This is a genomic window from Micromonospora sp. WMMA1363 (assembly GCF_030345795.1).
In the GTDB taxonomy this organism is placed as follows: domain Bacteria; phylum Actinomycetota; class Actinomycetes; order Mycobacteriales; family Micromonosporaceae; genus Micromonospora.
This window is the reverse complement of record NZ_JAUALB010000001.1, coordinates 946,553-971,099: the sequence shown is the minus strand read 5'-3', so window position 1 is coordinate 971,099 and position 24,547 is coordinate 946,553. Positions and strand designations below refer to the sequence as shown.

23 protein-coding genes and 1 pseudogene are annotated in these 24,547 nt (G+C 72.6%); 7 read left to right on the top strand and 17 right to left on the bottom strand.

Annotated features, from left to right (window positions below; translation table 11 throughout):
* Nucleotides 1-207 precede the first annotated feature (207 nt).
* From QTQ03_RS04440 to QTQ03_RS04425, 4 genes are all read right to left on the bottom strand, one after another.
* Nucleotides 208-639, bottom strand: a complete 432-nt coding sequence (locus tag QTQ03_RS04440; RefSeq protein ID WP_289276849.1) for a DUF2267 domain-containing protein — start codon at nucleotides 637-639, stop codon at nucleotides 208-210.
* Between the two features lie 420 nt (nucleotides 640-1,059).
* Nucleotides 1,060-1,458, bottom strand: coding sequence for a TraR/DksA family transcriptional regulator (locus tag QTQ03_RS04435; RefSeq protein WP_289276848.1), 399 nt, complete (start codon nucleotides 1,456-1,458; stop codon nucleotides 1,060-1,062).
* 150 nt (nucleotides 1,459-1,608) lie between these two features.
* Nucleotides 1,609-2,238, bottom strand: a complete 630-nt coding sequence (locus tag QTQ03_RS04430) for a nucleoside/nucleotide kinase family protein (protein WP_289276847.1) — start codon at nucleotides 2,236-2,238, stop codon at nucleotides 1,609-1,611.
* Nucleotides 2,239-2,309: 71 nt separating this feature from the next.
* Nucleotides 2,310-2,918 (bottom strand): winged helix-turn-helix domain-containing protein, encoded by a 609-nt coding sequence (locus tag QTQ03_RS04425; protein ID WP_289276846.1) that lies wholly within the window; start codon nucleotides 2,916-2,918, stop codon nucleotides 2,310-2,312.
* A 463-nt stretch (nucleotides 2,919-3,381) separates the two neighbouring features.
* Here QTQ03_RS04425 and QTQ03_RS04420 point away from each other — a divergent pair, with 463 nt between their 5' ends.
* The gene (locus tag QTQ03_RS04420) at nucleotides 3,382-4,329 is read left to right on the top strand and encodes a DUF3500 domain-containing protein (RefSeq protein ID WP_289276845.1); all 948 of its coding nucleotides are present in this window, start codon (nucleotides 3,382-3,384) and stop codon (nucleotides 4,327-4,329) included.
* A gap of 83 nt (nucleotides 4,330-4,412) precedes the next feature.
* On the opposite strand, the gene QTQ03_RS04415 is transcribed toward QTQ03_RS04420, so the two are convergent.
* The 8 genes and pseudogenes from QTQ03_RS04415 to QTQ03_RS04385 all read right to left on the bottom strand — a co-directional run bounded on the left by QTQ03_RS04415 (nucleotide 4,413) and on the right by QTQ03_RS04385 (nucleotide 12,188).
* Nucleotides 4,413-4,709 carry a hypothetical protein gene (locus QTQ03_RS04415; RefSeq protein WP_289276844.1) on the bottom strand — a complete coding sequence of 99 codons (297 nt, stop codon included), beginning with the start codon at nucleotides 4,707-4,709 and terminating at the stop codon, nucleotides 4,413-4,415.
* Between the two features lie 47 nt (nucleotides 4,710-4,756).
* Nucleotides 4,757-4,870, bottom strand: a pseudogene (locus QTQ03_RS30215) (DUF2231 domain-containing protein); the annotation flags it as partial.
* A gap of 122 nt (nucleotides 4,871-4,992) precedes the next feature.
* Nucleotides 4,993-5,733, bottom strand: a complete 741-nt coding sequence (locus QTQ03_RS04410; protein WP_289276843.1) for a GAF and ANTAR domain-containing protein — start codon at nucleotides 5,731-5,733, stop codon at nucleotides 4,993-4,995.
* A 202-nt stretch (nucleotides 5,734-5,935) separates the two neighbouring features.
* Complete coding sequence (secA2, locus tag QTQ03_RS04405; RefSeq protein WP_289276842.1) at nucleotides 5,936-8,227, bottom strand: accessory Sec system translocase SecA2; 2,292 nt, start codon at nucleotides 8,225-8,227, stop codon at nucleotides 5,936-5,938.
* A 74-nt stretch (nucleotides 8,228-8,301) separates the two neighbouring features.
* Nucleotides 8,302-9,387, bottom strand: a complete 1,086-nt coding sequence (locus QTQ03_RS04400; RefSeq protein ID WP_289276841.1) for an ABC transporter ATP-binding protein — start codon at nucleotides 9,385-9,387, stop codon at nucleotides 8,302-8,304.
* Nucleotides 9,312-10,061: an ABC transporter transmembrane domain-containing protein gene (locus QTQ03_RS04395; RefSeq protein ID WP_289276840.1), complete on the bottom strand. Its 750-nt coding sequence runs from the start codon at nucleotides 10,059-10,061 to the stop codon at nucleotides 9,312-9,314. The genes QTQ03_RS04400 and QTQ03_RS04395 overlap by 76 nt, the downstream gene beginning before the upstream one ends.
* Nucleotides 10,062-10,084: 23 nt before the next feature.
* Entirely contained in the window at nucleotides 10,085-11,173 is a 1,089-nt protein-coding gene (locus QTQ03_RS04390; protein WP_289276839.1) for a zinc-binding dehydrogenase, read from the bottom strand.
* On the bottom strand, nucleotides 11,166-12,188 hold the full coding sequence (locus QTQ03_RS04385) for a Gfo/Idh/MocA family protein (protein ID WP_289276838.1): 1,023 nt from the start codon (nucleotides 12,186-12,188) through the stop codon (nucleotides 11,166-11,168). The genes QTQ03_RS04390 and QTQ03_RS04385 overlap by 8 nt, the downstream gene beginning before the upstream one ends.
* A gap of 272 nt (nucleotides 12,189-12,460) precedes the next feature.
* Here QTQ03_RS04385 and QTQ03_RS04380 point away from each other — a divergent pair, with 272 nt between their 5' ends.
* Nucleotides 12,461-13,444 (top strand): glucosyl-3-phosphoglycerate synthase, encoded by a 984-nt coding sequence (locus QTQ03_RS04380; protein WP_289280669.1) that lies wholly within the window; start codon nucleotides 12,461-12,463, stop codon nucleotides 13,442-13,444.
* Between the two features lie 132 nt (nucleotides 13,445-13,576).
* Here QTQ03_RS04380 and QTQ03_RS04375 read toward each other — a convergent pair whose 3' ends face one another.
* On the bottom strand, nucleotides 13,577-13,807 hold the full coding sequence (locus QTQ03_RS04375; RefSeq protein ID WP_289276837.1) for a hypothetical protein: 231 nt from the start codon (nucleotides 13,805-13,807) through the stop codon (nucleotides 13,577-13,579).
* On the opposite strand from QTQ03_RS04375, the gene QTQ03_RS04370 reads away from it, so the two are divergent.
* From QTQ03_RS04370 to ctaD, 3 genes are all read left to right on the top strand, one after another.
* Nucleotides 13,792-14,679: a glycosyltransferase gene (locus QTQ03_RS04370; RefSeq protein WP_289276836.1), complete on the top strand. Its 888-nt coding sequence runs from the start codon at nucleotides 13,792-13,794 to the stop codon at nucleotides 14,677-14,679. The two genes, QTQ03_RS04375 and QTQ03_RS04370, sit on opposite strands and share 16 nt — an antisense overlap.
* A 73-nt stretch (nucleotides 14,680-14,752) precedes the next feature.
* On the top strand, nucleotides 14,753-15,214 hold the full coding sequence (locus tag QTQ03_RS04365) for a DUF4383 domain-containing protein (RefSeq protein WP_289276835.1): 462 nt from the start codon (nucleotides 14,753-14,755) through the stop codon (nucleotides 15,212-15,214).
* Nucleotides 15,215-15,354: 140 nt separating this feature from the next.
* Complete coding sequence (gene ctaD / locus QTQ03_RS04360) at nucleotides 15,355-17,355, top strand: aa3-type cytochrome oxidase subunit I (protein ID WP_289276834.1); 2,001 nt, start codon at nucleotides 15,355-15,357, stop codon at nucleotides 17,353-17,355.
* 67 nt (nucleotides 17,356-17,422) lie between these two features.
* Here the strand turns inward: ctaD and QTQ03_RS04355 are convergent, their stop codons facing one another.
* The 3 genes from QTQ03_RS04355 to QTQ03_RS04345 all read right to left on the bottom strand — a co-directional run bounded on the left by QTQ03_RS04355 (nucleotide 17,423) and on the right by QTQ03_RS04345 (nucleotide 21,625).
* Nucleotides 17,423-18,559: a SigB/SigF/SigG family RNA polymerase sigma factor gene (locus QTQ03_RS04355; protein WP_289276833.1), complete on the bottom strand. Its 1,137-nt coding sequence runs from the start codon at nucleotides 18,557-18,559 to the stop codon at nucleotides 17,423-17,425.
* Nucleotides 18,560-18,785: 226 nt separating this feature from the next.
* Nucleotides 18,786-20,189, bottom strand: a complete 1,404-nt coding sequence (locus QTQ03_RS04350; protein ID WP_289280668.1) for a hypothetical protein — start codon at nucleotides 20,187-20,189, stop codon at nucleotides 18,786-18,788.
* 311 nt (nucleotides 20,190-20,500) lie between these two features.
* Nucleotides 20,501-21,625 (bottom strand): baeRF2 domain-containing protein, encoded by a 1,125-nt coding sequence (locus QTQ03_RS04345; protein WP_289276832.1) that lies wholly within the window; start codon nucleotides 21,623-21,625, stop codon nucleotides 20,501-20,503.
* A 143-nt stretch (nucleotides 21,626-21,768) separates the two neighbouring features.
* Between QTQ03_RS04345 and QTQ03_RS04340 the strand changes: the two genes are divergently transcribed.
* Nucleotides 21,769-22,317, top strand: a complete 549-nt coding sequence (locus QTQ03_RS04340) for a hypothetical protein (protein WP_289276831.1) — start codon at nucleotides 21,769-21,771, stop codon at nucleotides 22,315-22,317.
* A gap of 93 nt (nucleotides 22,318-22,410) precedes the next feature.
* Here QTQ03_RS04340 and QTQ03_RS04335 read toward each other — a convergent pair whose 3' ends face one another.
* Nucleotides 22,411-22,749, bottom strand: a complete 339-nt coding sequence (locus QTQ03_RS04335; RefSeq protein WP_289280667.1) for a DUF3817 domain-containing protein — start codon at nucleotides 22,747-22,749, stop codon at nucleotides 22,411-22,413.
* A gap of 235 nt (nucleotides 22,750-22,984) precedes the next feature.
* Here QTQ03_RS04335 and QTQ03_RS04330 point away from each other — a divergent pair, with 235 nt between their 5' ends.
* On the top strand, nucleotides 22,985-24,463 hold the full coding sequence (locus QTQ03_RS04330) for a glutamate-cysteine ligase family protein (RefSeq protein ID WP_289276830.1): 1,479 nt from the start codon (nucleotides 22,985-22,987) through the stop codon (nucleotides 24,461-24,463).
* The last annotated feature ends 84 nt before the right edge of the window (nucleotides 24,464-24,547 follow it).

Below are 24,547 nucleotides of genomic sequence, written 5' to 3'. Positions count from 1 at the left end.
CGGATGTGCCGCCCCGCCGCTGAGCCGGGGTCCGTCGTGCCGGGTAGCGGGCGGTGATCCCGCCCGATCCTCTCTAACCACACGGTAGACGTCCGGAGTGTCCGGCACGGCCGGTTCGCGCCTCAGCGCCGGCGGGCCGTGCCGGGGCTGAGGCGTACGCGGACGGCCCGCCCCGGGCGTGGGGCGGGCCGTCGGGTGGGCCATGGGTCAGGCCAGCATCCGGGCCAGATCCTTGGGCATGGTGTCGACCACGTCATCCCACTGCCCCGGCGTGGTGACGTGCCGGCGCAGGGCGTCCAGCACCACCTGGACGACCCGTTCCGTGCCGCCGTCGACGTCGTACGGAAAGCGCTGCCGGACCTCGAGGAGGAAGTCGTCCCGATTCAGCTTGACCGGCACGTCCATCGGCTGCCAACCGTCGAAGTAGATACCCCGCAGCACCACCGGCAACTGCGCGGCGAACTCCACGCTCTCCTGCACCGGCATCCGGTCGCGCAGCAGGTGAAGAACCGTACGTAGCGCGCTGTAGGACTGGTTGCGCTGCTCCTTCGGCCAGCCGTACGCGTTCTCGATGTCCTTGAGGATCAGGTTCGTCGTCTCCATCGACGAGTCGATCGCAGATTGCAGCTGCTCAGCCATCTCTCCACCCCCGTACGTCGGTTTCCCACCGTCGGTCGTCGGCCCGCCGCGGCGGCCCCGCCGGACCGCGCCACTGTCGTATTGGGCTGATCCGGCCGGTCCGCGGCGCACACTGCCCGCCACCGGGATTCCCGACGACGTGCAGGACGCCATCGCGGCGGCGATCCGGTCTCACCCGAACCGTCATCTCCGGCCACCTCCCCGCACTGTCCGATCCGCGCCCTTGCGGAGGGCTGCGGCACGCACTCCCGATCGTGCTCGCCGGCCGGGTGAGCTGGCGTCACCCGGTTGGGGTGAGACACCGCCGGCATCCTGTGCGCCAACTCCCACCGCCGCTGCCTGTTTGACGGATGCCCCTCGGTGAGGTCTCGCCCATGGTGCGGCTCACCGCGCCCCGGACCAGCCGGCACCGGCCCGGCGTCAGGCCGCCCGACGCTCCCTGGTCTGCTTGCACGTCACGCAGGTGGTCGCCGATGGGAAGATCTCCAACCGCTCCACGGGGATGGGCGCCGAGCAGCCCTCGCAGAATCCGTACGTTCCCTCGTCCAGCCGGGCCAGGGCGTGCTCGTACTGGGCCCGGCGGTCGACAATGGTGCGCAGCAGGGACTGCGCGGTGTCCCGCTCGGCGGTCTTGGTGCCGCTGTCGGCCTGGTCGTCCCCGGCGGTGTCGCCCACCTCCACCAGGCGCAACACCTGGCACTGCAACACGGCCTGCTCGTACTCCGTGGTGAGCTCGTCGTAGCGGGCCCGCAGGGACTGCCGGATCTGGTCGACCTCCGCCTGGGATCGGCCCGTGCCGACCGTGTCTTGGACGAGCATCGCTGCCTGCCTTTCTGAGGGCTCACGGTCCACCGGAGCCACCGGCCCCGGGGGGGTCGCGGTCGTCGCCGTACGGGTGTCACCCGTACGCTTGTGAGCCGGGCGATTACCCCGGTCTCCGATTGACCAAACCGGGGATCCGCGCCGGTTTCAGTCCGACTCGACCAGGGCCGGGTGGCGGGGGTCGTCGGCTCGCACCACCACGTCGGCGAACGCCGCCGGATCGACCTCGTGCGCGTAGCGGGCGAAGGCCGGCAGGGTCCACCGCAGCCCGGGATCGGTGCGCCGGCGCAGCGCGGCCGGGGAGAGCGCCAGGTGAACGGTGACGTCGAACGGCAGGCCGCCGCCCAGCAGCAGGGCCCCGTCGACCAGCAGCACCCCGCGCTCGGGGAGCGTGACGTACGCAGTCCGGCTGGCGCGGTCGACGGCGGCGTCCCAGAGCGACGGCAGCACCCGCCCGGAACCGTCGGGGCCCGCCGGATCGAGCACCTCCCGACGAAGTCCGGCCACGTCGACCCAGTCCTCGTAGTACGCGTCCGGGTTGGTGCGCCCGTGTTCGAGCCGGACCGAGGCCGGGCGCAGAAAATCCGCCACGCGGATGTGCAGCGCCGCTCGGCCGCGGGCGCGCAGCGGATCGACCAGCGCGGCGGCCAGGGCGTCCGGCGCGGCCGCGGGTGGACCGTCCACGGCCACCCGCAGCCGCCCACCGGCGGCGGTGCCGGCGAGCCGGTCGGCCAGTTCCGCGACGAGGCGCTCGGGAGAGATCGGACGGACCCGCACGCGCACCCATTGTGCCCGGCCGCGCGACGCGGGGTGGCTCGGGGACCGCTGGACGGGCTCCCGGCGGTCGCTCAGCCGCTGCGGTCGATCGTGACCCGGGCGTCGTCGGCTAGCCGGTAGCCGACGCCGTAGACCGTGGTGACCAGGGGTACGTCCACGCCGACCTTGCCGCGCAACCGGCGGACGTGCACGTCCACCGTGCGTACCCCGGCGTGCTCGTAGCCCCAGACCGCGTTGAGCAGCTGGAGCCGGGTGAACACCCGCCGGGGATGGGCGACCAGGTGCAGCAGGAGGTCGAACTCCAGGCGGGTCAGCGGCAGCGGCTCGCCGTCGCGCAGCACGGACCGAGACGAGGCGAGGATGTGCAGTGTGGGGATGGTCGGGGCGAGCGGTCGGGACGAGCGGTTGGCCGGGATGGCCTCCGCCCGGCGCTCGACCACGGCCGCACCGCCGGAGATGATCGTGCCCTCGCCGCGTTCCAGCAGCTCACGAGCCGCCTCGAGGAGCCGTCGCGCGGGCGGTGTGAGCGCCTCCTCGTTGGCCAGCGGGATCGACAGGGTCACGGTGAGCACCGGGGCGGCGGTGTTGGCGGGCCGGCGCTGGCCGCCCGGGGGGCGACCGGGAACAGCGGGTTGGGACGTATGCCATCCGGCGCGCGACGAAGCGGGGCTGACCGACATGGTCCTCCTTGGCTGATCCAGGTATCTCCCCACGGCCCGGGACGCCGCTTCATCGATGCTTCCCGGCGCCCGAGCGGGGGTCAAGGGGCGGCTGCGTTGCATGAATGTGACAATTGACGAACGCATCGGAGCCAAACGCTCGCTCTGCGTACGAAGCCTGATGATTACAGCAGAGTCGTCGAGTTGACCCGATACGGGGGGTGCCTACCCGGTTCGGATCCGCCGTCCGTCAGTACGCAGCGTAATCGGACGAGCGTGATTCACGTCTAGGCCAGAGGTCTGGACACGCTCCCAAGTGGACGCCACCCGTACCGGAGGTGTGACAACCATGACCGGCCGGTACGGCGTCTTCAACCTCCGATGTGCCAGCCCGGCTCAACCGGCGCCGGGCCGGCTACCTCACCGTCCGACCGGTCGCGGCGTCGGCCGGCGGCGGGCCGCACCAGACCGGTATACAGGTGCGGTGGAGGATCCCCTACCCGAGCGCATGCGCACCGCAGGCACGGCGCTGCTCGCCGCCCTGGCCGAGCCCGTCCGGACGCGCGCGGCGCACCGCTTCGACGACCTGGCGGCGCGGCACTGGCTGGAGTACCGTCCCCGGCCCCGCCCCGGCGTCTGCCTCGCCGACCTCGACCGCACCGCCCGCAAAGCCGTCCACCGGCTGCTGGCCACCGCGCTGAGCCCATCGGCGTACGCCCAGGCGATGACGATCATCGCGCTCGAGGAGGTGCTCGATCGGGCCGAGGGGTGGCGACGCGACCGGCACAGCGACGACTACTGGGTGGCCGTGTTCGGCGATCCGGCCCGCGACGACGCGTGGGCATGGCGGGTCGAGGGGCACCACCTGTCGGTCAGCATGACCGTGGTCGCCGACCAGGTGTCCCCCGCTCCGGTCTTCTTCGGCGCGAACCCGGCCGCCGTCCGGTGGGCCGGCCGCCCGGTCTCGCGCCCCCTCGGCCCCGAGGAGGATCTCGCCCGGTCCCTGCTGGACGCGATCGGGCCGACCGGCAGGGCGGCCGCGATCGTCGCCGCCGAGGCACCCGCCGACATCGTCAGCGCGACCCGACCGCGGGTCGACGCCCCGCTGGAGCCGCTCGGCGTGCCCGCCGAGCGGCTCGGCCCCACCGGCCGGTCCCTGCTGGACCAGCTCGTCGCCCTCTACCTCGACCGCCTCCCGGCCGAGCTGGCGATCCGGGAGGCGCGCCGCCTCGCCGACTCTCCGCTGCACTTCGCCTGGGCCGGCCCCACCCGCCCCGGTCAGCGCCACTACTACCGGGTGCAGGGCGACGACCTGCTGATCGAGTACGACAACACGACCGAGGACGGCAACCACGCCCACACCGTGCTCCGCCGCCCGGCCAGCGACTTCGGCGAGGACGTCCTGGCGGCCCACCACACGGCGGCCCACTGACGGCCTCAGCCGCCCGCTTCGCCGTGACGAGGACGTGCCGGGGCCGGCGACCTCCCCGCAGCAAACGGAAACCGCAGCGCCAGCTACGAGCGGGGGCGGCCGATCTCCATGGTGGCGCTGACGCCGCCGTCCAGGGCATCGAGGGTGGCAGCGTCGACCTGGCGGGCGTCGAAACTGCGCACCAGGCGGGCGCCCAGCGCGACACCGTAGCTACCCACGACGAGGGCGAGCACCTCGGTGACCAGCAGCGCCACGGTGGCTCCCCGCCGCGGTAGATCCGCCCGAACCAGACAGGCGACCACAAACAGGCCGGCCATCGCCGTGTTGACCAGGTTGAACGCCACCGCGGTTCGCTGGGTCCCCCGCCGGGGACGTCCCACAGGTCGATCGTCCCGGCGACGGTGGCGAGCGCGGCCGCGACCAGGGCGGCCACGGCGGTCCAGTACCCCACCTCGCCGAGGAGCGCCGGACCTCCGAGCACGTCGATCAGATCGAACACCGCCGCGCTCACGAAGAGCCCGAACGGAAACGTCACCAGCATCGGTTGGATCGGATTCCCCCGCACCCGCAGCCGGCTCTGCATCGCCTTCTCCCCAGGTCGCCTCAGCTCACCAGTCCAGAGTGTGCTACCCGGGGGCACCTGGGGCGAAACGACGCACGAGGTCAGTTCTCCCGGGGGCGGGAGACCGTGCTGACCAGTCGCTCGGCGACCTCTCGCAGCGGGATGGACAGCGACGTCGCCGCGCTACGCAGCACGTCCATGGCCTCCTCGGCGCGGCAGCCGCGCTGGGTCATGATGACCCCCACCGCCTGGCCGATGACCCCGTCGCCAAGCAGCGCGGCGTCGAGCTGGCCGGCCTCGACGGCGGCGCGTGCCCGGTCCCGCACGGCGGCGAGGAGCAGCCCGACGTGCTCGGCGAGGAGCATGGCGGTGAGCTGGTGCCGGGGCGCGAGCACGTCGGCGGCGCCGGCGTAGAGGTTGAGCGCTCCGATCACCTGCTCGTCCACGTCGACCGGAGCGGACAGCACTGCCCACACCCCGAGTTCTCGGGCCCGTGGCGTCCAGTCCGGCCAACGGGACTCACGGCCCAGGTGTTCGGACACCACCATCTCCCGCCGCCGGATCGCCTGCATGGCCGGGGAATCCGGGCCGTGCCGCAGGTCGTCCAGACCGGCGAGTCGTTGGTCGGAGGCCGCCAGGCCGGCCGGCTCCCCGGCCCGTAGGGCGGTGAATCCGCACCAGCTGGCCCCAGCCACCGCGTCGTTCGCGATCCGGACGACGACGCCGAGCGCCTCGTCGAAGTCGTTGACGCCGATCAGTCCGGCGGTCACCTCCCGCAGCAGGGCGGCGGTCTCCAACACGCCGAGCGTCTCCCCGACCGACTCCCGCATCTCCAGATTCACCGGTCTTCCGCCCCCACCGCTTCCGCGCGCGACGCGGCGCGCCCCATCGGAGCTGTCCCCTGTTCCATGTTCCTGATCTCTCCCGACTCTGCAGACCCGGGGTACTACCCCGCAGACAGGGGTCGAAACGGCACAAAATGGGGCCCTATCCGATACCAGACCGTACCGGACCCGGTACCGGCCCGGTCAGCGCCGGCGCGACCTAACGAGACGCGGCGCTGATCCGCCGGCCCACCGAGGCGATGAGCCGATCCAACTCGGAGCCGAACGGGTTGTCGTGCACGAGGTACGTCCAGGTGGCGCTCGGCCGGACCAGCTTCGCCTCGTCGGGCTCCCAGGTCTCGTCGATCTCGGTCTCGGTGAAGGTCGCGATCGTCCGCCGCTCGATCTCCGGGACGAGGTCGGTGAACGCGGGCACGGCGGCACGGTGAAACTCGTCCAGCGGGTCCAGCCGGCCCAGCGCCCGCAGGTGCACGCCCTCGCGCACCTCGGACAGCTCGGCGAGATGATCGGCCCAGAGCCGGTCGAGGTGGAACAGGGCGATCGACCGGGCGACCCGGGCGAGCAGGTCCTCGTCCATCTCCCCGGCCTTGTCGGGCACCTTGTCCAACAGCATCAGCGCGGCGACATCGGTGGTCAGCAGCCGCTCCCGACGTTCGGCGAGGGCCTTGCGCTGCTGCTCGATCACCACGCTGTAGCGCCAGGTGTTGCGGTGGATCTCGTGGTTGACCCCCTCGGCGACCCGCTGGGCGTGCTCGACGGCGTAGTCCACCTGCGGGTCGGTGACCAGGCCGTCAGCGTTCATCCGGGGCGACGCGGGCACGGTCTCGCCGGCGTGGCGTACGACGAGCTCGTCCTCCAGGCTGACGAAGAAGACCGACCCACCCGGATCGCCCTGCCGGCCGGCCCGCCCACGCAGCTGGTCGTCGACGCGACGGCTGTCGTGCCGACCGCTGCCGATCACGTACAGGCCGTCGAGTCCCGCGACCCGGTCCCGGTCGGCCTGGTCGCTGCCGCCGAGGCGGATGTCGACACCCCGGCCGGCCATCTGGGTGGAGACGGTCACCGCACCGTGGGCGCCGGCCTCGGCGATGATCGCCGCCTCGTCGTCGTCGTTCTTGGCGTTGAGGACGACGCACGGCACGCCGGCCGCGTTCAGACCGGCGGCCAGCCCCTCGGACTCCTTGACGTCGAGCGTGCCGACCAGCACCGGTCGTCCGCGCTCGTGGTTGCGCCTGATCTCGTCGATCAGCGCCTCCTCCTTCTCGGCGCGGGTTGCGTAGATCCGATCCGGCTCGTCCTCCCGGACACAGGGGGTGTTCGGCGGGATGACCGCCACCTCGAGGCCGAAGAACTCGCGCAGCTGGTCGCCGACGAGCACGGCGGTGGCCGTCATCCCGCAGACCGTCGGGTAGAGACCGATGTACGCCTGCACGGCGATCGTGCCCAGCACCTCTCCCTCGGCGGTGGCGTCCAGGCCCTCCTTCGCCTCGACGGCCGCCTGGAGGCCGTCGGGCCAGCGGCGGCGCTGCGCGACCCGGCCGCGCATCTCGTCGATCAACTCGACCGTGTCCTCGCGGACGATGTAGTCCACGTCGCGGTGCAGCAGGGCGTGGGCATGCAGGGCCACGTTCACCGCCGAGAGCTGGGCGACGTTCTCCTCGTCGTACAGGTCGACGCTGAGCCTGGCCTCGACGGTGGCCAGGCCGGAGGCCGTGAAGGAGACGTTGCGGCCGTCCTCGGCGACGGTGTAGTGCGTGCCCCTGCGCAGGCCGCGCACGAGCGCGGCGGCGGTGTGCACCGGGTCCTGCTCGCCGGCGACCGCACCGGCGAGGACCATCGGCACCCGGGCCTCGTCGATCAGGATCGAGTCGGCCTCGTCGACGATCGCGGTGCACAGCGCCGGCTGCACCCGGTCGGCGAAATCGGTGACCAACTGGTCGCGCAGGTAGTCGAAGCCGGCCTCGCTGACCGACACGTAGGTGACGTCGCAGGCGTACGCGTCGCGCCGCTCCTGCGGCGTGGACGCCTCGTTGACCCAGCCGACGGTGAGGCCGAGCAGGGTGTAGACGGGCTCCATCCACTGGGCGTCACGGCGGGCCAGGTAGTCGTTGACGGTGAGCACGTGCACCGGGCCGTTACCCAGCCGGACGTGCCCGTACGCGGCGATCGCGGCGGTCAGGGTCTTGCCCTCACCGGTGGCCATCTCCGCGACCTTGCCGGACAACAGCGCCATCGCGCCGAGCAGTTGCACGTCGTACGGTCGCTGGTCGAGGCCCCGGCGGGCGGCCTCGCGGCCGATCGCGCAGATCTCCTCGTAGCCCGCGGCCTTACCGGCCGCCTCGGTCAGCTCGACGTCGTCGAGCGTCCGCAGCTTCTCCTCGCGCGCCTCGGCCGCGGGCAGGATCTTCTCCAGCGGCCCCAGGTCGACCGTCGTCCCCGGGCGCTGGAGAAACCGGCGGAACCTGCTCTTCAACCGTTGCGACACACCCATGAGCGGCAACGGTACGCGACCGGACCGATCTTCCGTGTCCCGCCCGCCCGGGTGTCGCCACCGGCCGGTCACGCTCAGCCGACCAGTAGCTGGTGTGCGGCCAGCTCCCGGTAGAGCGGGCTGGTGACGGTCAGGTCGTCGTGGCTGCCGGTGGCGACGACCCGTCCGCCGTCGAGCACCACGATCTGGTCGGCGTCGACGACGGTGGAGAGCCGGTGCGCCACGATCAACAGGGTGCGCCGTACCGCCACGGCGTCAATCGCCCGGCGCAGGGCCGCCTCGTTGCGTGCGTCGAGGTTGCTCGTCGGCTCGTCGAGCAGCAGCACCGGCGGGCCGGCCAGCAGTGCCCGCGCGATCGCCAGCCGCTGCCGCTCCCCGCCGGAGAGCAGCACCCCACCCTCACCCACCTGTACGTCCAGCCCCTCGGGGGCGCGCTCGACCAGGTGACCGAGGTTCACCTCGTCGAGCACCGCCCGCAGCCGCGCCTCCGCCGCCCCCGGCGCCGTGATCAACAGGTTCTCCCGCAGGGTGCCGGCCAGCACCGGGGCCTCCTGTTCCACGTACCCGAGGCCGGCGCGCAGCACGTCCCGGGGCAGATCCCGCACGTCCACCCCACCGAGCCGCAGCGCCCCGTCGGTCACCTCGTAGAAGCGCTCCACCAGGGCGAGCAGGGTCGACTTGCCGGCGCCGGACGGGCCGACCAGGGCGGTCCGGGTGCCGGCGGGGACGGCGAAACTCACCTCGTGCAGCACCGCCGGACCGCCCGGGTAGCCGAAGCCGACCCGGTCGAACTCGATCATGGGTACGGCCGGTGCCGACGGGGCGGGCCACTCGGCCACGGTGACCGTGGGCCGGTCGCTGGCGTCCTCGGCCGGCACCGCGAGCACCTCCTCGATCCGGTGCAGCGCCCCCAGGCCGGCCTGCACCTGGGTGTACGCGTTCACCGCCTGCCCGAGCGGCAGCACCAGGAAGAACAGGAACATGATGAACGCCACCAGGTCACCGACGCTGATCGCGCCCGCGGCCACCCGGGCCCCACCGATGCCCAGCACGAGCAGGAACGCGCCCTGAATGGTCACCGTGCTCACCGGCGCGACCACCGCCTGCACCCGGGCGACGCGCAGGCCCGCCGCGTACGCCGCACCGGCGCTCGCTTCCACCGCGTCGGCCTCCCGCTGCTCGGCCGGGCGGCGCGGATCGTCCGGGCGGCCGAGATCGCCCGTTCCACCGCGGAGGTCATCTCGCCGACGCGCTCCTGGGCCGCCCGGGCGAGGCCACGGACCCGCCGCGCCACCGTGACCGCGAAGGTCACGCCCGCGGCCACGCCGAGCAGGGTCACCCCGAACAGCACCGGGTCGAGCAGCAGCATCGCACCGGTCGCGCCGAGCACCATCACCGCCCCGGTGACCACTTCGAACAGGCCCGAGGTGACCACGGCGCGCAGCAGCGTGGTGTCCGAACCGACCCGGGACAGCAGGTCGCCGGTGCGCCGGCGGTCGTACTCCGCGACCGGCAGCCGCAGCAGGTGCCCGGCCAGCCGCCGCCGGGTCGCCAGCACCAGCCCCTCGGCGGTGCGTTGCAGCAGGTAGTCCCGGAACCCGCCGAGCACCGCGGCGGCCAGCACCAGCCCCACCAGGAGGCCGACCAGGAGGCTGATCGGCCGGGCGGCGGTCACCGCGTCCAGCACCTCGCGGGTGAGCAGCGGCTGCGCCAGCGACGCCGCGGCGCCGGCCAGGGACAGCGCGCCCACCACGGCGAGGATGCCGCGGTGGGCGCGCAGGTACGGCAGGAGGGCGGCGAGGCCGACCGGTGCTGTGGTGCCGGGGGTGGTCATGCCGGGAACGGTAGCCAACCCGGTCAGCAGGTGAGCACGACCTGCAGCTCCTGGCGGCGGCGCTCGGCCAGGGCGGTGAGCAGCGTCGGGGCTTCCTCGAACGGCACCACCGCCGAGACCAGGTGGGCACGGACCGCCCGACCGTACGCTCGGAGCAGGTCGATCGTCTCCGCGCTCAGCCGCTCCCGGTCCCAGGTCGAGGCGAGCCCCCGGGGCACCCGGCCGATCTGCGCGCAACACACCGAGAGGCCGTTGTGGTGAAATTCCTCACCGAGCCGGACGGCGTCCGCGCCGGCCTGGTAGAAGGCGAGGTCGATCACGACGCCCTGCGGGCGCAGCAGGCGCAGCGCGAGCTGCAACGCCCAGGCCTGGCCACGGCACTGGAACACCACGTCGGCGCCCCGGTCACCGGCGGCGTGCGCCCACCGGCTCTTGAGCACCACCGCCGGATCGTCCACCGCCGGATCGAGGACCGCCAGGCCCAGTGCCTCGGCGGCCGCCCGACGCTGCGGAGTCGGATCGAGCACCACCACCGACGCGGCGCCGTGCCGGGTGGCGAACAGCGCGGTGAGCAACGCCACCACCCCGGCGCCGACCACGGCGACGCGCCGGCCGCGCACCCCGTCGGCGAGCGACCGGACGCCGGCGCCGTGCAGGTCGGCCGCGGCGTGCAGCAGGCCGTTGGCGCAGATCGGCCCGAGCTGCGCCACGTACACACCGAGCAGCGGGTCGAGGTCTTCGGGCAGCGGGACGAACCGCTCCGTCAGCGGGTCGGCGACGTGGCCGGTGCGATGGCCGTACGTCATGGCCCCGACCGCGCCGACGGCGACGGCCGGGGTGCTGCTCTCCACCACCCGCCCGACCTGCATGTAGCCGAACCGGGTCACCGGGTACGGAGTGCTCGCCTCCCCGGGCTGGAACAGGCCGAGGCCCGGATTCCAGGTGCCGTTGAGGTACGGGTTGGTGCCCTTGACGAAGCTCAACTCGGTGCCGGCGGAGACGCCGCTGTAGAGCGTCTCGACCCGGAAGGTGCCCTCGGTCAGGGGCGCGGCGTCCTGCTCGACCAGTTCCACCCGGCCGGGGGCGGTGACGGCCACGACCCGGTCACGCATCGACGGTCACGCCGGTGGTGACGCCGGTGGTGACGGTCCGCGCGGTGGCGGGAGCGGGCAGGCGCACGGTCCGACGGGTGGACGCGGAGTCCGCCACCGCGACCGCTAGCCGGTGGGTGTCGAGCGCCTCCGCGTACGGCGCGCGGACGTCGTCTCCGACACCGCGGACGGCGTCGACGAACGCCCGGTCCACGGCCACCCGAGCGGCGTCCGGGTCGGCGGGGAACGATCGCTCGCCGTCGGCGTCGCGGACCACCAGGCCCGCCTCGGTCAGCGACAGGGCCAGCCCGTCGGCGAGAACCTCCAGCCCGACGCGGTGCTGCCAGCCGAGGACGCAGGCGGCGTTGAGCGTGCCGACGGCACCACCGGCGATCCGCAGTACGGCCGTGGTCACCGCGTCGACGTCGGCGCCGTCGACCGGCGGCGGCGTGCCGTTTCCGTACGCGGTCACCTCGGTGACCTCCCCGACGAGCAGGCGGATCAGGTCCAGCACGTGCGCGGCCTGCTCGACCACCGGGCCACCGGAGTTGTCCCGCCGGGACCACCACGCCACCGGGGGCACCTTGTCCAGCCAGGACCCGGCGACCATCCGCACCGGACGGCCGGCGAGCAGTCCACGGGCCCGCTCGACCACCGGCAGGTACCGCCACTGGTGGCCGACGCCGGTGAGCAGTCCCCGCTCGGCGACCAGGCCGCCGATCCGCTCGGCGGTGGCCAGGTCGACCGCCACCGGCTTCTCCACGAACATCGGTAACCCGGCCGCGATCACGGCCTCCTCAGCCGGCCCGTGGGCGAACGGCGGCACGCACACGTACACCGCGTCCGGTCCGGCGGCCAGCAGCTCCTCGACACCGGCGAAAGCCGGCACCCGGTACGTTTCGGCCAGAGCGGCGGCGGCCGTCGGCAGCACGTCGGTCACCCCGAGCAACTCGGCGTCGTCGAAGTCGCGCAGCACGCGGGCGTGGCGGTGGGCCACCCCGCCCGCTCCGATCACGCCCACCCGGCACGTGCGCATGTCACCACGCCTTTCCACGACGTCCCGCGGATCCCGCGCCAGCTCTTCCCCCGGGTGACCGCAATCGAATCTCCCCCGGGTGGCCGCAATCAAACGTTCATCATCCAGGAACGCGCCGTCGTCACCGAGGTGATCATCCTGTTAGGGATGATCCGGTTGGCCGGGGGCGGGTGACCGGTTAGCCGGGGGCGGGTAGTGGGAAGACCAGGGTGGTTTTCCGCCACGAGCAGGGGGTGTCTGTGCGGAACACGGAAACGACGGTTTCACCTGTGGTGGAGGCGTGGGCCACCTACCGGACGACGTCGGCCGGCGACTGGCCGGCGCGGCGCCTGCTGGACGCCAAGGGGAACAGCCGGGTCAGCGTGGTGCTGCCGGCGCGCAACGAGGAGGCCACCGTCGGCGCGATCGTGTCCACGATCCGGGAACACCTTCTCGACCGGGTGCCGCTGGTGGATGAGTTGATCGTGGTGGACTCCCGGTCCACGGACCGCACCGCGCAGGTGGCCCGGGCCGCCGGCGCCGAGGTCGTCAGCCAGGACGCGATGACCCGGGGCCTGCCACGGCTCACCGGCAAGGGCGACGCGCTGTGGGCGGGGCTCGCCGCGGCCGAGGGGGACGTGGTCGCGTTCCTCGACGCCGACCTGCGGGAGTTTCGCCCGCACTTCGTCACCGGGCTGCTCGGCCCGCTGCTCACCGACCCGTCGGTCGACTTCGTCAAGGGCTTCTACCATCGCCCCCTGGTCGGTACGGCCAGTGTGGAGGCCGACGGCGGCGGCCGGGTCACCGAGCTGATGGCGCGCCCGCTGCTGAACCTGTTCTGGCCGGAGCTGGCCGGTTTCGTGCAACCGCTGGCCGGCGAGTACGCCGGTCGTCGCGCGGTGCTGGAGCGGGTGCCGTTCGTCTCCGGGTACGGCGTCGAGACGGCCATGCTCATCGACCTGCTCGACCTGGTCGGCCTGGACGCGCTCGCCCAGGTTGACCTCGGTGAGCGCAAGCACCGGCACCAGGACACCGCGGCGCTGGGCCGGATGTCGGCGCAGATCATGCTCACCGCCTGGTCCCGTCTGCAGCGCAGCGGGTGGGCGGCCCCAGGCGCGTTCCCCGCCGCCCTGCTCACCCAGTTCCGGCGGGGCGGTTCGGAGGCCCTACCGAACCTGGAACGCGAGATCGTGGTCACCGACGTCTCCATCGAGGAACGTCCGCCCCTGGCCGAGCTGCGGCACCGGGTGCCGCGACGCCGGATGGCGGCAGCGTGAGGAACCGGCTCCGCCGGCCGGCCGGTGCTGCGGTGCCGGGCGTCCACAGCCCCGTTGTGGGAGCGGGTCGGCCTCGATGAGCCTCACCGTCTTGATGAACGCCGGCCCGTGGCTGTCCGTGCCCCCGCCGGGCTACGGCGGCATCGAGAACATGATCGCCACTCTGGTGCCGGAGTTGCGCCGGCTCGGCGTCACGGTGGTGCTCGCCTCGGTCGGCACCAGCACCCTCCCGGTCGACGAGACGTTCTCGGTCTTTCCCGACGGGCAGTTCGCCGCGTTGCAGCGGCCGTACAACCAGGTGTGCGGGATCTCCCAGGCGCACCTGGCCGGCGTGGCGCGCCTCCTGCGTGCCCGCGACGACATCGATCTCGTGCACGACCACGTGGGAGGCGGTCGGGCTCGCCACGCTCACCGCGCTGGGCCCAGACGCCCCGCCGGCGTTGCACACCCTGCACTGGGACCTGGCCAAGCATCCGGAGCTGTACGGCACCTTCGACGGCGGGGACCGGGTCCGGGTCAACGGGGTGTCCGCCGCGCAGCTGACGCGGGCTCCACGCGCCCTGCGCGAGCACTCGGTCGGGCACGTTCACCTGTCCACCCCGCTCGCCGTGGACGCGCACCGCCGCCCGCCCGCGGTCAAGGGTGACTACGCGGTCGTCCTGGGTCGGATCACTCCTGGCAAGGGTCAGGACCTCGGCGCCCGGGTGGCGCGGCGGGTGGGTGTCCCGCTGGTGCTGGCGGGGCCGGTGGGGCCGTACCACCGGCCGGTCGATCTGGCCGCGGCCGGCGCGGAGGCCCGGCGGAATCCGGACGTGCGGTTCTTCCTCGACCGGGTGGCCCCGCACGTCGACGGCGACCTGGTGCGGTGGGTCGGCACGGTGGCCGGGCGCGAGCGCGACGACCTGGTGGCCGGGGCCCGCGCCGCGCTCTTCCCGCTGCGCTGGGCGGAGCCGGGCGGTACGGCGGTGGTCGAGTCGCTGGCGCTCGGCACGCCGGTGGTGTCCACCGCCCGGGGCTGCCTGCCCGAGTTGGTCGACCACGGCCGCACCGGCCTGCTCACCGCCGACGAGGACGAGCTGGCCGACCTGCTCCTCGCCGCGAGCCTGCTGGACGAGACCGAGTGCCGACGGGAGGCCGCCGACCGGTTCATTCCGGCGACGATGGCACGACGGTACCTGGCCCTGTACGAGCGGGTCCGACTGCCCGCCACCACACCCCGCCTGCAGGCGGCCTGACCCCGCCCGACCGGCCGGCGGACCGGGGCGGCCGGACGGGTTTCGGGCCCGGCGGCGTGGGTAGGGCCCACCGGTGACGCTTCCGCCCGCCCACGCGCGCGCCCGGCGCAACCCGGCGGAGGGTCGGGCGCCGGTGCGCCGAGCCGCTTTCGCCGTCGCCGTCGTGTTCCTGATCATCGGACTGCTCGGTTTCGTGCCCGGAGTCACCAGCGACTTCGCCGATCTCAGGATCGCGGGTCACCAGTCGGGGGCCCGGCTGTTCGGTGTCCTCCAGGTCTCGGTTCTGCACAACCTGGTGCACCTGGTGTTCGGCGTCGCCGGTCTGACGCTGTCCCGCACCGTCACCGCGGCCCGGACGTACCTGGTCGGGGGCGGGGCGATCTACCTCGTACTGTGGCTCTACGGCCTGGCGGTGGACCACGGCAGCGCGGCGAACGTCCTGCCGGTGAACGCTGCGGACGACTGGCTGCACCTGGGCTTCGGTGCCGGGATGGTGGCGCTGGGGGCGGCGACCGCGCGCCGCCCCCGCCGGTGACCGACCGTCTGGGCGACCATGCCCGGCAATTGACCGAAATTGCCGCTCTAGCCTGAATTGCTGCTCTCGCCTGGTTTCATGGTCCGAGGGGCGGGTAGCCACGCCCGTCCCATCTGTCGTCACGGCGGGGTGATGTTTCCATGCCCAAGCGGGTCACCACGGAACCACGCGACCGAGGTCCGGCGATCCTGGCGCCGGCACGCTTCGGTGGCTACCCCGGCCCGCTGCGGCCGGCGCTGCCCGGCAACAGCCTGATCAAGCTGCTCGGCACGACCGACGCCAAACTGATCGGCCTGCTCTACCTCGCCACGTCGTTCGTCTTCTTCGTGATCGGAGGCGTTCTGGCGCTGCTGATCCGGGCCGAGCTGGCCCGCCCCGGTCTGCAGTTCCTGTCGGCCGAGCAGTACAACCAGATGTTCACGATGCACGGCACGATCATGCTGCTGCTGTTCGCCACGCCCCTGGTGTTCGCCTTCGCCAACTACATCGTCCCGCTGCAGATCGGCGCGCCGGACGTCTCGTTCCCGCGGCTCAACGCCCTCGCCTACTGGCTGTACCTGTTCGGCGGCACGATGGTCGTCTTCGGCTTCGCCACGCCCGCCGGCGCGGCGGACTTCGGCTGGTTCGCCTACGCACCCCTGAACAGCGCCGCCCACTCGCCAGGGGTCGGTACGGATATGTGGATCATCGGACTGGTGATCTCCGGCCTGGGCACGATCCTCGGTGCGGTCAACATGATCACCACGATCATCACCCAACGCGCCCCCGGGATGACGATGTTCCGGATGCCGATCTTCACCTGGACCATCCTGCTGACCGCGGTGCTCGTCATCTTCGTCTTCCCGCTGTTGGCCGCCGCCCTGCTGGTGCTGGCCGCGGACCGACTGCTCGGCGCGCACGTCTACGACCCGGCCACCGCCGGGCCGCTGCTCTGGCAGCACCTGTTCTGGTTCTTCGGGCACCCCGAGGTCTACATCATCGCGCTACCGTTCTTCGGCATCATCAGCGACATCATCCCGGTCTTCGCCCGCAAGCCGATCTTCGGATACCTCGGGCTGGTACTCGCCACCATCGCCATCGCCGTGCTGTCGATGGCCGTGTGGGCACATCACATGTTCGTCACCGGGCAGGTACTGCTGCCCTTCTTCAGCATCCTCAGCTATTTGATCGCCGTCCCCACCGGCGTGAAGTTCTTCAACTGGATCGGCACGATGTGGAAGGGGCAGCTCACCTTCGAGGCGCCGATGCTGTTCGCGGTGGGCTTCCTGGTCACCTTCCTGCTGGGCGGCCTCAGCGGCGTGCTGCTGGCCAGCCCTCCGGTCGACTTCCACACCTCCGACAGCTACTTCGTGGTGGCCCACTTCCACTACGTACTCTTCGGCACCATCGTCTTCGCCGCGTTCGCCGGGGCGTACTTCTGGTTTCCCAAGATGACCGGTCGCCTGCTCGACGAACGGCTCGGAAAGGTGCACTTCTGGACCATGTTCATCGGGTTCCACGCGACGTTCCTCGTCCAGCACTGGCTGGGCAACGAGGGGATGCCGCGCCGGTACTCCGACTACCTGCCGTCCGACGGCTTCACCACGTTGAACACGATCTCCACACTGGGCTCGTTCGTCCTCGGCGCCTCGACCCTGTTCTTCATCTACAACGTCTGGAAGTCGTGGCGGTACGGCGCCATGGTCAACGTTGACGACCCCTGGGGCTTCGGCAACTCGCTGGAGTGGGCGACCAGCTGCCCGCCGCCACTGCGCAACTTCGACCGCATGCCCCGGATCCGCTCCGAGCGGCCCGCCTTCGACGCCAAGTACGGCCCACTCGTCGCCGAGCTCGGCAGCGAGCTGCCGCAGCGCACCACCAAACCGCCACAGGAATTCCGCGAGGAACTGCGTCGGGAGCGGCACCTGCCCGAGTCGCCCAGCGCCGAGGGGGCGACCGGTGCGCGGGAAGCCGTCGCCTACCACCCGGCGCCGCAGTCCGGCGCGCGGCCGATCGAGGTGCCGGAGCCGGAGCAGGTCCGCCGGCCCAGTTTCGAGGAGACCGACGAGCCCGAGGACACGATTCTGGGCGCACAACGGGAGCGGGAGGACGACGACCGCTGGCGCCACCCGCGGAGCCACGGCGACACCACCGAGAACTGACCGTGGGACCGCGGCGCCACCACCCGTCGATCACGGGTGGAGTGCCGGACGACCACCGGGCGGGGGCCTAGTCCCGGGTCGGGGTGAGACCGGCCGCCGTCAGCGAGCGGCGGACCGCGGGCTGGACCCGGGTCAGCCGCAGCGGTACGCCGGTGCGGGCGGCCGCCTCCCGGGCGGCCACCAGCGCGGCGATCCCGCCGGCGTCGAAGCCGCCCGCGCCGACCAGGTCGACCACCACCTCGGCGGGCTGACCGGTCACCGCCTCCAGCATCGCCCTGCGCAGCTGGTCGGCACCGTCCCGGTCGACCTCGCCGCCGACCTCGACGACCACCTGGTCGCCGTTCTGTTTCACGGAGATCTTCGTCTTCGCCGAGTCCGCGTCAGCGGCACCGTTCTGCCACGGCGGCGGCGCGTCGGCGAGCATCGCCTGCCGGAGCCAGGTCAGCGCCCGGGACAGCAACCGGGAGACGTGCATCTGCGAGATGCCGAACCGGGCCGCGATCTCCGCCTGGGTCTGGTTGCCGTAGAACCGCATGGCGAGGATCCGGCGCTCCCGCCAGGGCAGCCGGTGGAGCAGGCCGCTGACGGTCACCCGGTCGTCCACGGATTCCAGGGCGTTGTCGGACTCCCCCACCAGGTCGCCGAACTCCGCGGAACTCTCCCCGCCCACCGGGGCGTTGAGCGACGCCGGGCTGTACCCGGCCGCCGACTCCAGCGCGGCGAGGATCTCCTCCTCCGGCGTCTCGAGCCGTCCGGCCAGCTCCGAAACCGTCGGCGCCCGGGACAACTCGCTGGTCAACGCGGCCGTCGCCTGGCCCACCTCGAGGATGAGGTCACGCAGCCGCCGGGGCACGTGCACGCCCCAGGTGCGGTCCCGGAAGTGCCGCTTGATCTCGCCGACGATGGTGATCGCCGCGTACGCGGTGAAGGACCCGCGCTCCGGGTCGTACCGGTCGACCGCGTTGACCAGCCCCAGCCGGGCGACCTGTTCCAGGTCCTCCAGTGGCTCGCCCCGCCCCCGGTACCGGCGGGCCAACCGCCCGGCGAACGGCAGCGCGAACCGCACCAGGTCGTCGCGGGCCTCCTGCCGCCGCTCGGGCGGCATCCCCTCGATCCGTGCCGCGTATGCCAGGGCCGCCGCGTCGAGGTCCTCCAGGCCTCGTTCGGTGGATGGCGGTGTGCTTGTGGTGGTCTGTCCGAACATCCACGCCTCCCTCAGGAAGGTCCCCCGCCCGGATTTGGGAAACCGGTCGTGCGCGTGGTGGCACCACGCACCGGGCCGGAAGTGGTTGAGTGACTTGGAACGTCAGCAGGCGACGGCACCGCGACCGCACGGCGTGATCAGGCCGTCGCAGCCAGCGGTGTTCCCGCTTCGTAGGTACTCAATCACGGGACCCGAGGTTCGCGAGGATATTTCGGTGTGCCGGCCCTCAACAGACCAGTAGCCCCTGCTCAGCGCCGCTGTCGCGGAGCCCTTCCAGGGCCACGGCGACGGTCATCGGCGGCGGTGTCGGCAAATCGTACGGCTGCGCCCGCAGCACCTCGGTGGCCCGCCGGGTGGGCACCGAACTGACCGGATAACCGCGCGCCGCCGTCCGGTCCAGGGCACGCCGGCGGCGGCCGAAGCCGGCCACGGCCAGCCACTGCGGCAGCCCGGCGACCGCCGGGGACCGCAGCCCCGGCGGCTCGGGCAGTACGTCCACCGAGCTGAACGGCTCGCTGCCAGCCAGCCACCACTCCACTCCCGCGACGCTGCGCCGGGTGGCGTTCTCGCACCAGTACGGCACCATGCCCGCCCGGACCACCTGCCACGGGTCGATCAGCCGTCCGCACTCGACGACCAGCCGGTTGCCGGTCTTGCCAGCCGCGCGCAGCCAACCTCGGTACAGATCGGCGGTCGCCGCGCTCAGCACCGCTGGTTCCGGCACCAGCACGCGGTGCACCGGATGCCGGTGGCTGGTGGCCCACTCCTGGACGGTCAGGTCGAAACCGGACTCGACCCCGTGTTCGGCGGGCCGGGGCGGTTCGGAGACCTCCGGCGGCGACCACCGCGTGCCGTCGGCTCCCGTGGACCGAAGCACCTGGCGCAGCACGGGGCTGTCCGGGTGGAGATCCACCGGGTCCAGCCCGCTGCCGGGGCAACCGACCTGGAAGCTGTGGCCGGGCGCGGAGTCGAGCACCGGCCAGGTGCGACCGTCGAGGATGAGGAGCAGCGGAGCGCCGGGTTCCAACCGGTCGGTCAGGAACCGGCGGTACGCGGTGGGCAGCCGCCGCCATCGCGCGGCGAACGAGACGGTCGCTCCCGCGAGGGCACCCCGGCTGGCCGGGCAGTGCACCTGGCGCAGGTGCAGGTCCGGGTTGCCGGCGAGCAGCCGCGCGGCGAGCGCGGCGCCGTGGTCCAGCGCGGCCCGCGGGCGGTCCACCGCGCCCTGCGCCCAGTGGGCGCTCATCTCGAAACCGGCCGGCAGCCAGGGCACGCCGAGCGCCACCGCGAGGTGAGCTGCGGCGCCGTGCGGGGAGCCGAACAGCACCCCGGGGTAGCGGCGGCGCGGGTACTGGTCGACGAACCAGCGGGCGACGCGACCGGCGTCCACCTCCGCGGTCTGGCCCGCGGTCAGCGCGACCCGGCCTGCGGTTCGGGCCGCGGCGGCTCGCCGCACCGGCTCGGGGGCGCCGGTGAAGCGCGACAGCGGTCCCGGGTGTCCCAGGTCGGCGCAGTCCGCGCCGCGAAGCGCCCGCGCCGTGGCCGCGACCAGGATCCGGGCCGCGCTGCCGACCGCCACGACCCGGTCGCCGGCCAAGCCGGCGCCGTCGGCCGTGAGCCCCTCGCGCACCTTGTGCACCGGCCCTACCTTGCCTCGTTCGCTCACCACGCGGCCCGGCTTCCCGTCCCGATGCGGTCTAAACGGGGCATCCCTCACTGGCCGGGAGCATTCAGAAGATCTCCCGATCCGTCGCGGTCCCGGTCCGTTGTCGGCAGGCCGGCCCCGATCGGGCCGTCCGGCCCCGTCCAGCGGCTATCGACCCGAGCCCACCCGTAGCCCACTTCCGGGCGGGTACGGGTCGCCGTCGGCGGTCGGCTCCGGCGGGGCGAGCGGGACCGCAGCCCCACGTCCGCCAGACTCCGGGGCCGGCCACCGCCGGCTCACCCACCGTCACGCCCGGGCGTGGCGGCGTCGACGTACCGCAGCACGGCGCCCACGCCGTCGGTCAGTTCCGGTGCCTCCTCCGCGCCGAGCACGGTCAGCTCGGCATCGGTCCCGACCAACGCCCGCACGAGCGCCGCGTCGGCGCGGACCTTCGCCGGGTCGGTCACCGACAACGCGGTCAGCTGCCGCGGGTCGGTGGCGATCTCCGTGGGCTCGGGTCCGATCCACAGCTCACCGGTGGCCGACGGGTCGTCCACGAGGATCATCGTGTCGACCTGGTTCCGTTGCAGCGCGGAGACCACCGCGTCCAACCCAGCCCCCACGTCCTCCTGCATGCCGAACCGGTCCAGGGTGACGCTGATCCGCTGGTCGGCCACCTCGGCGATGGTCTGCACGGTCAGGTCGTCCAGCCGGGTCTGGTCGGCTCCACCAGCGCGCTTGCCCGCGTCGGTGCGGACCATGACGTCCTGCCACCGTTCCGGCATCTGCGCGGCGATCACGCCGGTGGCCCGGACATCGCCGGCGACCACCACCACGTCGGCGCCCACCTTCTCGGCCAGCTCGACGGTGGCCGCGGCGACGTCACCGGCGTTGTAGTGCCAAGCCTCCATCGCCGCCCGCTGGTACCGGGACTGGGACCAGCCACCGGGTTTCACCCGGTGCAGCTGGAAGTCCTCGCGCCCGGTGACGTGGGCGCGGCGGGGCACCCCGCCCGCGCTGACCGCCATCGCGTCGGCACCGGTCCGGTCCGCGATCACGCGTACCCAGGCCACCTGCTCGCCGCGCTGGGCGAGCAACGGCATCACGTGCGGCAGCGGCGCGTACGCGGCGAGGTCCCGCACCGGCGGGGCGGACAGGTACTCCGACAGCGCCACCCGACCGTGGCTGGCGAACACCGCGATGCCGTAGTCGCCCGGCATCGGATCGTGTCCCCGCACGACCCGTTCGATCGCGTTGATCGACGTTGCGTCGGCGCCGTACCGCTGAAGTTGCTCCCGCAGCGCGCGCCAGCGCAGGTCCAGTGCCGGATGGGCGTCCTCCGTGTCGGCGGAGGCGTCCAGGTAGACCGAGCACCACGGGCCCGGTCGGTCGTAGAGCGGGCGCAGGAAGGACAGCTGCATGCTCGACCCCTTTCCAGCTCGGCCCTGCGCTTACCCATGCCGTACGGCTTGTCACCTGACCGGAGCAGCCCACGTGACCAGCGTTCATTCACGTCGTTCAACCCAAAGGACCGATACGATCGGTAAACGGAACCAGGCTCTGGATGGTGGCGATGGACAGCGACCTGCACATCCGGCGGATCGTCCACCCGCGGGGCCGGATCGTCACCGGCCGGATCGTGCGGCTGCTGGAGGGCTACCCCCGCGAGGTGCGGGTGGGCCAGCCGGTGCTGGTGGTGGTCCTGGCAGCGGCCAGTGTGGCGGGCCTGCTGGTGGCGTTGGTCCGGGCTGTTCTCGCGGCTGGTTCCGGCGGCACCCGTCGCCGCTTCAAGGACCTGAAGAAGGGCCCCGAGTATCTGGTCACCCCGGTCCGCCTGCGGGACACCTCGGGGCAGCTCTGCGAGGTCGAACTACACGGGCACCTGCCGCAGAGCGCCCTGCACCCGGCCGACCACGTGCAGCTCACCCTTCGGCGGCAGCGGGACCCCGACCTGCCACCGAAGATCGAGCGAGTCGTCAACCTCACCACCGGGCAGCTGCTCACTCCGCGCACCGCGACGCTCTGGTCGCACCTCGGGCCGCCGCTGCTTCTCCAGGCCGCACTCGGCGCGCTACTGCTCGCCGGACTGGCGGCCTGCTCCGCGTTGACGTGACGGGACAGACCCCTGGTTGACGTCGGGTCCTGACATCCGGCGTTGCGGTCGCTGCCAGACGGGTCGCCTGCCCGACTTCGGCGCGTAGCCCGGTCAGCCGACCGGGGCGGCGTCCCGGGTCGGGGCGGATGTGTCGGTCAGCAGGCCACGGCGGCGGGCCCACCGCTCGAAAGCGAGAGTGGCGAAGGGAGGCACGGCGCAGAGCAGGGCCGCCCCGGTGCTGACCAGACCCCACCGGCGCAGTCGGGCAACCATCAACACCACAACGCCGTACGCCAGGAAGAGCCCGCCGTGGATCGGGCCGAAGATCTGCACACCCAGTTCGTTGTCGGGCGGCCCGTACTTCACCGCCATACCGGCCAGCAGGGCCACCCAGGAGATCGCCTCGGCGATCGCCGCCACGACGAACAGCCGAGTCACCGTTTCCCGCATCGTCACGATCCACCCCCTTCGCGCGGCCATGCTAGCCACTCCCCGACACGGGCCGGGACGGGGGCGCGACCGGAATCACCCGCGGCATCTGGCCGGCGCGGGGCCGCCCGGCGCCGGTGGAGCGTCCGACCGGTGACCAGCCGGCACCAACCGGGTAGAAGAGGGCCGATGGGACTTCCCCCACCCGGGACGGCGTGCGAGGTTAGGGGGGACCAGCGGTGACAGGGTGGTGACCATGGGCGAGGATGTCGGCGCGCGGACCTTCAGCCGGGAGGATCGGGCCCGGTACCGGGGGAAGGTGCGCCGCTGCCTCGACGTCTTCGCCGAGATGCTGCGGGAGTCCCACTTCGACGTCGACCGGCCGATGACCGGGCTGGAGATCGAATTGAATCTGGTCGACGACGAGTCGATGCCGGCCATGCGCAACGCCGATGTCCTCGCCGCGGTCGCCGATCCGAACTTCCAGACCGAGCTGGGCCAGTTCAACGTCGAGATCAACGTGGCGCCGCGACAGCTCGCCGGAACCGGTACGGCGGAGTTCGAGCAGCAGGTGCGAGCCAGCCTGAACGCCGCGGAGAGGCAAGCCCGGACGGTCGGCGCCCACCTGGTGATGATCGGGATTCTGCCGACACTGCGCCCGGACCAGCTGACCGCGGCGGCACTGTCCGCGAACCCCCGCTACGAGCTGCTCAACGAGCAGATCTTCGCCGCCCGCGGAGAAGATCTGCGGATCGCCATCAACGGGGTGGAACGACTGACGATCGCCGCCGACACCATCACTCCGGAAGCGGCGTGCACCAGCACCCAGTTCCACCTCCAGGTCAGCCCGGCGCAGTTCGCCGACTACTGGAACGCGGCGCAGGCGATCGCCGGCGTCCAGGTGGCACTCGGCGCGAACTCACCGCTGTTCTTCGGCCGCGAGCTGTGGCGGGAAACCCGCGTCCCGCTGTTCGAGCAGGCCACCGACACCCGTCCGGAGGAGATCAAGGCGCAGGGGGTCCGCCCCCGGGTATGGTTCGGCGAACGCTGGGTCACCACGGTCTTCGACCTGTTCGAGGAGAACGTCCGGTATTTTCCCGCGCTACTGCCGGTCTGCGACCCGGAGGACCCGGCCGAGACGCTTGCCGCCGGGGGCGTCCCAACGCTAGCCGAGCTGCGGCTGCACAACGGCACCATCTACCGGTGGAACCGTCCGGTGTACGACGTGTTGAAGGGGCGACCGCACCTGCGGGTGGAGAACCGGGTCCTGCCGGCCGGGCCGACGGTCGTCGACACCATCGCCAACGGCGCCTTCTACTTCGGGCTGGTCCGGGCCCTGGCCGAGAGCGACCGGCCACTGTGGTCGCAGATGTCGTTCAGCGCCGCCGAGGAGAACTTCACCGCCTGCGCCCGGTACGGCATCGACGCGCAGGTCTTCTGGCCCGGGCTCGGGTACCTGCCGGTCGGCGAGCTGGTGCTGCGCCGGCTGCTGCCGCTGGCCGAGCACGGGCTGGACCGCTGGGGCGTGGCCCCGGACGAGCGGGACCGGCTGCTCGGCATCATCGAGCAACGTTGCCTCACCGGCCGCAACGGCGCGAGCTGGCAGGTGGAGACGCTGCACCGGCTGGAGTCCGCCGACCGTCTGGACCGTCCCACGGCGCTCCGCGAGGTGGTCCGCCACTATGTGGAGCTCATGCACAGCAACCGGCCGGTCCACGAGTGGCCGCTGCCCTGACCACCTCGCCCCAACCGCTACCCGGAGGTGTTGCCGCGGTCCCGGCGGGTGATGCGGTCCGCCGGGCACGTACCACCCGTCCTG